This is a genomic window from Roseateles sp. (genome assembly GCF_036486225.1).
Taxonomy (GTDB): domain Bacteria; phylum Pseudomonadota; class Gammaproteobacteria; order Burkholderiales; family Burkholderiaceae_C; genus Roseateles.
The window spans coordinates 1-10226 of the sequence record NZ_DASVNZ010000074.1 but is presented as its reverse complement, the minus strand read 5'-3'; the positions used below and the strand labels follow the sequence as shown (position 1 = coordinate 10226).

At 68.7% G+C, this 10226-nt stretch carries 8 protein-coding genes; 1 reads left to right on the top strand and 7 read right to left on the bottom strand.

The annotated features are described in order from the left end of the window. Positions 1 to 2217 (top strand): hypothetical protein (locus VF536_RS05565; RefSeq protein ID WP_331613813.1); only part of this gene is annotated, 2217 nt, incomplete at its 5' end. 65 nt (positions 2218 to 2282) lie between these two features. Here the strand turns inward: VF536_RS05565 and VF536_RS05560 are convergent. From VF536_RS05560 to VF536_RS05530, 7 genes are all read right to left on the bottom strand, one after another. Next, positions 2283 to 3887 (bottom strand): GMC family oxidoreductase, encoded by a 1605-nt coding sequence (locus VF536_RS05560; protein WP_331613812.1) that lies wholly within the window; start codon positions 3885 to 3887, stop codon positions 2283 to 2285. Continuing rightward, positions 3884 to 5293: a coniferyl aldehyde dehydrogenase gene (locus tag VF536_RS05555; protein WP_331613810.1), complete on the bottom strand. Its 1410-nt coding sequence runs from the start codon at positions 5291 to 5293 to the stop codon at positions 3884 to 3886. Before VF536_RS05555 ends, VF536_RS05560 begins: the two co-directional genes overlap by 4 nt. A gap of 175 nt (positions 5294 to 5468) precedes the next feature. Beyond that, positions 5469 to 6005, bottom strand: coding sequence for a porin family protein (locus VF536_RS05550; RefSeq protein WP_331613809.1), 537 nt, complete (start codon positions 6003 to 6005; stop codon positions 5469 to 5471). Positions 6006 to 6264: 259 nt separating this feature from the next. Further along, positions 6265 to 7845, bottom strand: coding sequence for a bifunctional phosphoribosylaminoimidazolecarboxamide formyltransferase/IMP cyclohydrolase (gene purH / locus VF536_RS05545; protein ID WP_331613808.1), 1581 nt, complete (start codon positions 7843 to 7845; stop codon positions 6265 to 6267). Between the two features lie 112 nt (positions 7846 to 7957). Then, entirely contained in the window at positions 7958 to 8191 is a 234-nt protein-coding gene (locus VF536_RS05540) for a helix-turn-helix domain-containing protein (RefSeq protein WP_088406111.1), read from the bottom strand. Further along, positions 8188 to 9312, bottom strand: a complete 1125-nt coding sequence (dusB, locus tag VF536_RS05535; protein ID WP_331613807.1) for a tRNA dihydrouridine synthase DusB — start codon at positions 9310 to 9312, stop codon at positions 8188 to 8190. Before dusB ends, VF536_RS05540 begins: the two co-directional genes overlap by 4 nt. A gap of 73 nt (positions 9313 to 9385) precedes the next feature. Beyond that, the coding region (locus tag VF536_RS05530; RefSeq protein ID WP_331613806.1) for a substrate-binding periplasmic protein at positions 9386 to 10226 on the bottom strand (841 nt) is incomplete at its 5' end.

The window sequence follows — 10226 nt, the reverse complement described above, 5'->3', positions numbered from 1 at the left end:
CCTGCACCTGCACCTGCACCCGGGCCGGCACCGGCACCGGAGCCGCCTCCCCCTCCGCCGCCACTGCTCGCGGCGCCGCGTCTGTCCACCAGCACGGGCAAGGACACGATCGACGGCGCGGGACACGTCGATGTCGCGCTCGCCGCGCCGGGGACCTCCTGGGTCTATCGCATGGACGGCGACACCACCTGGCATGCCGGACAAGGCGACAGCATCGACGCCGGCACGCTGAGCCGCGGCGTCCACGCGGTGATGGTCGCGCAGGTCGACGACCTGGGGCGACCCGGCGAGGTCGCCACGCTGGCCGTGCGGGTGCATGACGACATGCTCGCGCCCGGCCTGGCGCTGGCGCATGACAACGGCAGTTCGTCGACCGACGGGCTGACCAACGACGGGACGATCACTGTCGCCGGTCTGGCAGCAGGCGCGACCTGGTTCTATCGGGTGAATGGCGCGACCGAATGGACCCAAGGGAAGGACGGCCAGGTGCCGGCCAACGCGCTCGTCGCCGGCCAGAACAGGATCGAGGCCTACCAGGTCGACGCCGGCGGCGAGCACAGCCCGCTGACCGGCCTGACCGTGACGCTGGACCTGTCGCCGCCGGATGCCCCGCTGCTGCAGAGCAGCAACGGCACCGACCTGCTGAACGCCAAGGACTTCATCAACGTCTCCGGCATCGAGGGCGGTGCGAGCTGGAAGTTCCGCGTGAACGGGCAGGGGGACTGGATCGAGGGCCATGACGGACGCATTCCCGCGGCCGCGCTGGCGGATGGCAAGAACCACGTCGAGGTCGTGCAAGTCGACGCGGCAGGCAATGCGGGCGCCGCGGCAACGCTGACGGTCCGGCAGGACCTCGAGGCGCCGGATCCGCTGCAAGCGCATGTGGAAGGCGGGCACGGCAACCTCGTGTCCCTGCAGGGCTCGATCGCCATCGACAACATCGAGGACGGCGCGACCTGGAAGTACCGCATCAACGGCGAGAGCGACTGGCACGTGGGCAGCGGTTCGCAGCTGTCGGCGAACTATCTGCTCGAAGGTCGCAACGACGTGACGCTGATGCAGACGGACAGCACCGGCCATGACAGTGCCGCCACGGCCATCACCGTCACGCGTGACAGCCTCGCGCCGGACCGGCCCGATCTGGTGACCAGCAACGGCCTGCCGCTGATCAATGCGCAGGGCAGTCTGCTGGTCCATCGTCTGGAAGAGGCCGCGAGCTGGGAGTACCGCATCGACGGCGGCGACTGGCTCGCGGGCAAGGGCGACACGCTGGTGTCGGGCGCCTTGCACGAAGGTCTGCAGACCGTCGACGTGCGCCAGACCGATCTGGCCGGCAACGTGAGCGAGGTCGATTCGCTGGCCGTGACGCTGGATTCCACGCCGCCCGATGCCGTGTCGTCAGTGGCGCGAACGCAAGATGGCGCGATCGCGCCAAACCATCTGATCAACGCCACGGGCTATGTGTCGATCGACAATCTGGAGCAGGGCGGCAGCTGGGAGTACAAGGTCAACGGCGACGATCACTGGCGTCATGGCGCCGGCCAGCAGTTGTCGTCGCGCGTGCTGGACGAGGGCGAGAACACCGTCCAGCTCCGGCAGATCGACGCGGCCGGCAACGCTGGCCAGGCGACGACGATGCAGGTGGACCTGGACACCACCGCGCCCGACGCGCCGACCGTGACGTCTTCCAGCGGGAAATGGCTCATGAATGCCAGCGGCTATGTCCAGATCGGACATGTCGAGCCGGGTGCTCAGCTCACGGTCAAACTCGACGGCCGGGTCATCCAGCCGGACGGTACGCCCGGACACGAGCAATTCCAGGCCCTTCAGTACGGCGAAGGCTCGCACGCCGTCGAGTCCTACGTCACTGACGCAGCGGGCAATCTCAGTCGATCCGTCGTGGTGTCGTACACCCTGGATAACACGTCGCCCGATGCGCCTATCCTGACCATGGACACCAGCCGCATCCGGACGCTGGCAGACCACGTGAACGTGAGTCAACTGGAGCAGGGCGCCTCGTGGTGGTACCGGGTGGACAAGCAGGGCGCCTGGGTGCAGGGCAGCGGTGGAGAAGTGCCGGGCAGTGCCTTCGTGAACGCGCCGGGATCCTTCGGAAACCATACCGTGGAGGCCTATCAGGTCGACCTCGCCGGCAATCAGAGTTTCATCCGAAGCTTTGCCCTCTGGTCTGACATTGCGCCGCCGGCTGGCGTCTGACAGGGCTGGCGCATTCGTCGCGATCACGTGCGATGAACCAAGCGCCTCGCAGTCGCGGGGCGTTTTCATTGCGCGCGGATCAGCGTGGCCGCCTTCTCCGCGATTGCCACCACCGGCGCGTTCGTGTTCCCGCTGACGACGCTGGGCATGATGGACGCGTCCACGACGCGCAGGCCGTCGATGCCGTGCACGCGCAGGCGGTCGTTGACGACCGCCTGCTCATCGTGCCCCATGCGGCAGGTGCCGACCGGGTGATAGACCGTGTCGACGCGCCGGCGCAGCAGCGCCTCGATGTCGGCGTCCGCGTCGACGCCGGCGCTCCAGAGCTCCTTCTTCCAGAACGCCCTCATCGACGGCGCGCGCATCAGGTCGCGCGTCAGCCTGTAGCCTTCGATCAGCTCGCGCACATCCTCGGGATCCTGCAGGAAGGCCGGATCGATCCGTGGCGCGGCCAGCGGATCGGCGCTGGCGAGCGTGAGCGCGCCGCGACTTCGCGGCCGCAGCAGGCAGACGTGGCACGACAGGCCGTGGCCCATCCGCAGCTTGCGCGCGTGGTCTTCGACGAGTGCCACCACCAGATGCAGCTGGACGTTGGGCGCAGGCAGGTCTGGACGCGTCGACAGGAACCCGCCGCATTCGGCGAAATTGCTGGTGACGAGCCCGCGCCGTTCGCGCCGATAGCGTTGCACCTCTCCGATGAAGCGGGCGCTGCCACGCGCGGAGATGCCTGCGAGATCGAGGCAATCCGACTCGTAGCCGAAGACGAAGTCCGGATGGTCATGAAGGTTCCGACCCACGCCGGGCAGGTGGTGTCGCACCGAGATGCCGTGCGCCTGCAACTGCGCGCCGTCGCCGATGCCCGACAGCATCAGCAACTGCGGCGACTGCAGCGCTCCGGCACACACGATGACCTCGCGCGCCGCCCGCAGCGTGCGGTGATGACCGCTTTGCAGGACCTCAACGCCGACGGCGCGTCGGTCTTCAAGCACCAGCGACAAGGCCCGCACGCCGGTCTCCACGCGAAGGTTGGCCCGCCGGCCGAGATACGGCGCCAGGTAGCCGCGCGCGACGCTCCAGCGCTCGCCGTGGTGCTGCGTGACCTGGTAGACGCCGAGGCCGTCCATGTCGGCGCCGTTGAAGTCATCGAGGACGGTGTGACCGGACGCTCGCGCCGCAGCGCGCCACGCGTCGTGGATCGGCGAGTCGGTGCGCAGGTCGCCGACGCGCAGCGGACCCTCCTGGCCGTGCCACGGCGCGCCGAAACGCTCGTTGCGCTCCGCCTTGACGAAGAAGGGCAGCAGGTCGTCGTAGCCCCAGCCGACGTTGCCGGCTGCAGCCCATGCGTCGTAGTCGCTGCGATGACCGCGCGTGTAGACCATCGCGTTGATCGCTGACGATCCGCCCAGCGCCTTGCCGCGCGGCTGGTAGCCGCGGCGGCCGTTCAGGCCGGACTGCGGTTCGGTCTCGAAGCCCCAGTTGTTGATCTTCGCGGCAACCTGCAGCGCACCGGCGAAAGGCGTCGTCGTGACCCAGCCGTCGCCGCGACCGCCGGCCTCGAGCAGCAGCACGCGGCAGCCCGGGTCCTCGCTGAGCCGGCTCGCGAGCACCGCGCCCGCAGAGCCGCCGCCGACGATCACGATGTCGGCGTCGAACCTGTCCGTCGCGCTCATGCGATCTTCTTCAGCAGGCCGAGCAGTCGATCGAAGGTCGCGCCATACGGCGGATGGAACAGCTTCGTGCCGGCGAAGCGCGATTGCAGGAATACCGGCTTGAGCTTGCTGAAGGTGTTGAAGCCCCAGACGCCGTGGTACGACCCCATGCCGCTGGCGCCGACGCCGCCGAAGGGCTGCTCCTCCTGGCCGAGGTGCCAGATGCAGTCATTGACCGTGACGCCGCCCGCATGCGTGCGGGCCAGCACGTCGTCGCGCGCGACCTTGTCCTCGCCGAACCAGTAGAGCGCCAGCGGCCGGTCGCCGGCGTTCACGCGCGCGATCGCCTCGGACGGATGGCCGTAGGGCACGATGGGCAGCAGCGGGCCGAAGATCTCCTCGCGCATCACCGCCATCTCGGGCGAACTGTCGAGCAGCAGCGTCGGGACGAGTCGCCGATCGGCCGGTGCGTCGTCGTGCGTGGGGCGCAGCGTCGCGCCGCGGGCGCGCGCGTCGTCGAGCAGGCCCCTCAGGCGCGCGTGATGGCGCGGACTGACGATGGCGGTGTAGTCCGGATTGCCTTCGATGCGCGGATACAGCCGGCGCACGGCGGCGATGATCGCCGCCGTCAGCGGCTGCACCAACTCCTGGGGTGCGAGCACATAGTCCGGCGCGACGCAGGTCTGGCCGGCGTTCAGCAGCTTGCCGAAGGCGATGCGCTCGGCCGTGCGGGCGATGTCGGCGCTACGGTCGACGATCGCGGGCGACTTGCCGCCGAGTTCCAGGGTGACCGGTGTCAGGTGTTGCGCGGCGGCCTGCGCGACCAGGCGACCCACCGGCGTCGAGCCGGTGAAGAACAGGTGATCGAAGGGCAGTTGCGTGAAGACCTTGCCGACTTCGGCATCGCCGGTGACGACGGTCATCTCGTCGGGGGCGAAGTGCTGGGCGACGAGCTTGGCCATCAGATCCGAGGTGACGGGCGTCAGCTCGGACGGTTTGATCATCACGCGATTGCCGGCGGCCAGCGCCGCGAGCGCGGGCGCCATCGCGAGGTAGTACGGATAGTTCCACGGCGAGACGATGCCGACCACGCCCAGCGGCTGCGGCATGAGGCGGTTGCCGGCGGGCAGGAAGTGCAGCGCGGTGGGCGCGCGCTTGACGGCCATCCAGCGCTTGAGGTGCCGCATCGCGTGGCGGGCGCCGGACTGGACGGTGAAGAGATCGGCCAGCAGGCTCTCGTGCCGCGAGCGGTGGCCGAAGTCGCGGGACATCGCGTCGGCGAGCGCCTCCGCATGGTCGGCCGTCATCCGCAGCAGCCGGTCGAGGCGGTCGCGGCGTTGCGCGAAGGTCGGCATCCGCTCACGATCGAACGCGGCGCGCTGCTGCTCCAGCACAAGATGCAGGCGCTCGTGCAGGGCTTGGTCCATGGCTGTCTCCGTTGTTGCTCTTGTGGAGACGAAGGCTATGCGCATTCGCGCGGCGGGCCAAGCGCAGGGACCCTGGACTAGAGAGGCCCGACTAGGCGGGGCGCTGCGGCCCTGCGGGCGCGGAAACGAAAAAGCCCGGCCGGAGCCGGGCTTTCGAAACGACGAGGCCGTCCGCTCAGAAGCGGTAGCCGACGCTCAGCGTCACGCCGTCGATCTTCAGGTTGTCCTTGTCGAAGTAGGACGTGTAGTCCAGCGCGCCGTACACCTGCTTGTTGAAGTTGTACTTGGCGCCCAGGCCCCACGAGAAGCTGCTGTCCGTGCCCGAGAAGGACTGGCCGCCACCCGACAGCTTGAGCTTCGAGTCGGCGTAGCCCAGGCGGCCGAAGACTTCGAAGTCGCTGTTGATGGCGTACTTCGGCGTCAGGTACAGGCCGTAGCTGCGCGAGACCTTGAACTTCACGCCTTGCGTCGTGTCGTCGGACACGCCGGTGGCGAACATGGCTTCCAGCGCCAGGTAGGGGTTCACGTCCCAGCCGACGATGCCGCGCAGCGCGCCCGGCTTGGCCGACACGCCGGTCGTGTCTTCCTTGATCTTGACGAAGGTGTAGCCCACTTCGCCGTACACGCTGTTCTGCGCCGGGGTCGTCGATTGGGCTTGTGCGGCGCCGGCGGCCAGCAGGGCGGCGGCGACGATGAGGGAGATCTTGCTCATTGGAATACTTCTCTCGAAAAAAAAGCACCTCAGCGGTGCGGGGCGAAAGGTAGCAATGAGCGGTCAGGAGACCCTGTGAAAGAGGTCACATCCCGGTAAAAAAGTGCGATAGGAGTGGCGGGCGTGCGACGTTCGATCCACCGGGGCTCCCCTGTAGGTGGGAGTTGCCAGGCGACAGGAGTACAAGTATTGACGCCACCTTCACGCGACGGGAGGGGCCGGTGCGATCCGGCCCCTCCCGACGATCAATCCCCGACGATCAATGACGGAAGTGACGCACGCCCGTCAGCACCATCGCGATGCCGCGCTCGTTGGCCGCGGCGATCACTTCCTCGTCGCGCATCGAGCCGCCCGGCTGGATGACGCAGGACGCGCCGGCGTCGGCCAGCACGTCCAGGCCGTCGCGGAACGGGAAGAAGGCGTCGCTCGCCACGGCCGAGCCGGTCAGCGTCAGGCCGGCGTTCTCGGCCTTGATCGAGGCGATGCGTGCCGAGTCGATGCGGCTCATCTGGCCGGCGCCGACGCCCAGCGTCATGCCGCCGCCGCAGAACACGATTGCGTTGCTCTTCACGTACTGCGCGACGGTCCACGCGAACATCAGGTCGTCCAGCTGCTGCGCGGTCGGCTGCAGCGTGGTGACGACCTTCAGGTCGGCCTTGGTCAGGAAGTGGTTGTCGGCCGTCTGCACCAGCAGGCCGGAGCCGACGCGCTTGACGTCCTGCGCGTTGCGGCCCTGGTCCCAGGGGCGCGTGCCGCCCGGCGGCAGTGCGATCTCGAGCAGGCGCACATTGACCTTGCCCTTGAAGACCTCGCGCGCCTCGGCGCTGAACGACGGCGCCATCAGCACTTCGACGAACTGCTTGGACACCAGCTCGGCGGCGGCGCGATCGACCTCGCGGTTGAAGGCGATGATGCCGCCGAAGGCGCTGGTGGGGTCAGTCTTGAAGGCCTTGGCGTAGGCGTCCGCGGCAGTCGCCGCCACGGCCACGCCGCAGGGGTTCGCGTGCTTGATGATCACGCAGGCCGGCGCCTCGAAGCTCTTCACGCATTCCCACGCGGCGTCTGCATCGGCGATGTTGTTGTAGCTCAGCTCCTTGCCCTGCAGCTGCTTGCCGGTGACCAGCGAACCGGGCGCGGGGTACAGGTCGCGGTAGAGCGCGGCGGTCTGGTGCGAGTTCTCGCCGTAGCGCAGGTCCTGGACCTTGATGAAGCTGCTGTTCATCTGCGCCGGGTACTCGGCCAGCGAGCCGTCTTCCAGGCGGGCGCTCAGGTAGTTGCTGATCGCGGCGTCGTACTGGGCGATGCGATTGAACGCGGCCACGGACGCGGCGAAGCGCGTCCTGTCGCTGGTCTTGCCGTGCGCCTTCAGTTCGTCGAGCACCTGCGCGTACTGCGACGCGTCGGTCAGCACCGTCACGTCCTTCCAGTTCTTGGCCGCGCTGCGGACCATCGCCGGACCGCCGATGTCGATGTTCTCGATCGCGTCCTCCAGCGTGCAGCCGGGCTTGGCGACGGTGGATTCGAACGGGTAGAGGTTGACCGCCAGGATGTCGATGGTGTCGATGCCATGCTGCTCGATCGCGGCGACGTGCTCGGGCAGGTCGCGACGGGCCAGCAGGCCGCCGTGGATCTTCGGATGCAGCGTCTTGACGCGGCCGTCCAGCATCTCCGGGAAGCCGGTGTGCTGGGCGACTTCGGTCACCGGCAGTCCGGCGTCGGCCAGCAGCTTGGCGGTGCCGCCGGTGGACAGCAGGCGCACGTCCAGCGCATGCAGCGCCTTGGCGAAATCGACGATGCCGGTCTTGTCGGAGACCGAGATCAGGGCGGTGAGTTGGGCCATGAACATTCCTTGGAGGCGGGGGATTCGTATTACCAAGCGGAGCGCGGAGAACCGGCGTTGCCGGGCTCCTGTGCTCGCCCCTTGAGGGGCCGGCGGAGCCGGTAGGGGTGGTCTAGATCAGCTTGTGCTCGACGAGCTTGCGGCGCAGCGTATTTCTGTTGATGCCCAGCCATTCGGCGGCCTTGCTCTGGTTGCCGTCGCTGTGCTGCATCACCACTTCTAGCAGCGGCTTCTCGACGAGGCGGATCAGCATCTCGTGCATCGAATGCGGCACTTCGCCGCCGAGGTCCCTGAAGTAGACCTCCAGGTTTTCGCGAATGCAGGAGTCGATCGGTTTTGGCGTCATGCCGTCAGCCTTCTTTCTTGGTCTTGGTCTTGGTGTTCGTCGTTCGCGGCAACGGCTGCGTCGGTGTCTGCATCGTCGAGGGCGGCGTCGGCGGCCGGCAGGTAGGGCAGCCGGTCATGGTCGTCCGCCAGCGCGTCCAGCCAGTCCGTCAATGCGCGGACCTGGCCGTCGCAACTCTCGAGGGTGTTCATGCGGCGCCGGAAGTCCTCGCCGCCCGGCAGCGCCCGCACGGCCCAGCCGATGTGCTTGCGCGCGCTGCGCATGCCGGTCAGCTCGCCGTACAGCGCGTAGTGGTCGTGCAGGTGCTCGATCAGCCAGCCCTTGGCCTCGGCGATGCGCGGCGCGGGCAGTTCCTCGCCGGTGGCCAGGAAGTGCGCGATCTCCGCGAAGATCCATGGCCGGCCCTGCGCCGCGCGGCCGATCATGATCGCGTCCGCGCCGGTGGCGGCCAGGACCTCGCGCGCCTTGCGCGGCGTGTCGATGTCGCCGTTGGCGACGACGGGGATGCGCAGCGCGGCCTTCACCGCGGCGATGGTGTCGTATTCGGCGTGGCCGCTGTAGCCCTGCTCGCGCGTGCGGCCGTGCACGGTGACCATCGCGATGCCGGCGGATTCCGCCGCCCGCGCCAGCGCGACCGCGTTCTTCTCCGCCTGGCACCAGCCGGTGCGCATCTTCAGCGTGACCGGCACGCCGCGCGGCGCGCACGCGGCGACCACCGCCTCGACGATCTCCAGCGCCAGCGCCTCGTCCTGCATCAGCGCCGAACCGGCCCACTTGTTGCAGACCTTCTTGGCCGGGCAGCCCATGTTGATGTCGATGATCTGCGCGCCGCGGTCCACGTTGTAGGCGGCGGCCTCGGCCATCATCGCCGCGTCGGTGCCGGCGATCTGCACGGAGATCGGCGCGGACTCGCCTTCATGGTTTGCGCGGCGCGAGGTCTTCAGGCTGTTCCACAGGTCCTTGCGCGAGGTCACCATCTCGCTCACCGCATACCCCGCGCCGAGCTTCTTGCACAGCACGCGGAAGGGCCGGTCGGTCACGCCCGCCATGGGGGCGACGAACAGACGGTTCGGCAGGACGTAGGGACCCAGCACGAGGGAGCCGGGCGGCGGCGTGGACATCAGGACGGAGCAGCGGTTGCACAAAAAAGAGGCAGAAGTATACCGCCCCGGCGCGCCCGCCGCGGCTCCCCCGTCAGAGCGATGGCTGCTTGCGCCAGAGCACGAAGCCCTGCTCGACGAAGCGATTCATCACGCGGTCCTGCGAGAGCTTGTAGACCGCGCGGGCGACACGGCCCCGCAGCTCCGGGGTGTTGCAGCGCGAGCGATGGGCGAGGGTCAGGTACAGGCCCTCGCGCGCGATCGCCGGCATCAGCGGCTGGATCGCCGGCCCCCCGTTGCGCGCGGCATAGGCCTCGGCCGGCGTGTCCTCATAGATCAGGTAGTCGGCGCGGCCGCGCTGCAGCATCAGGATCGCCTGCTCGATGCTGGCGACCTGGCTGATCTTCAGCGACTGGCGCGCGTAGTTGTCGAACTCCACGCCGAAGCTGTTGTTGATCACCGTCACGCCCTGCTTGGGCGCGAGGTCGCTCCAGCGCTTGTAGGCCACCGGCGCCGCGGTCCGCGTCCAGATGACGCTGCGGGTCTCGCGGAACGCGGGATGGAAGTAGTCCATGTACTCGGTGCGCGGCAGCGTGAAGAAGGCGCCGGCGATCAGGTCGATGCGACCCGCGCGCATCTCCTCCTGCACACGGCCCCAGGGGCCGACGTAACGCGTCTCGATCGGGATGCCGATCTCCGCCGCGAGCCACTGCATCAGGTCGGCGTTGGCGCCGACCAGCTTCTGCTCGTCCGTCGGATCGCGCCACAGGTAGGGCGGGTATTGCGGATTGCCGGAGGCGACCAGCATCGGGCAGCCGGCGATGGGTCCGGGCGGGGCGGTCTGCGGCGAGGTCGGGGTGCCGGGCGCCGCGCTTGCCTGCGCAGCAGGCGGGGGCGCGGTCTGCGCCATCGCGACGGCGCCGAACGGCGACGGC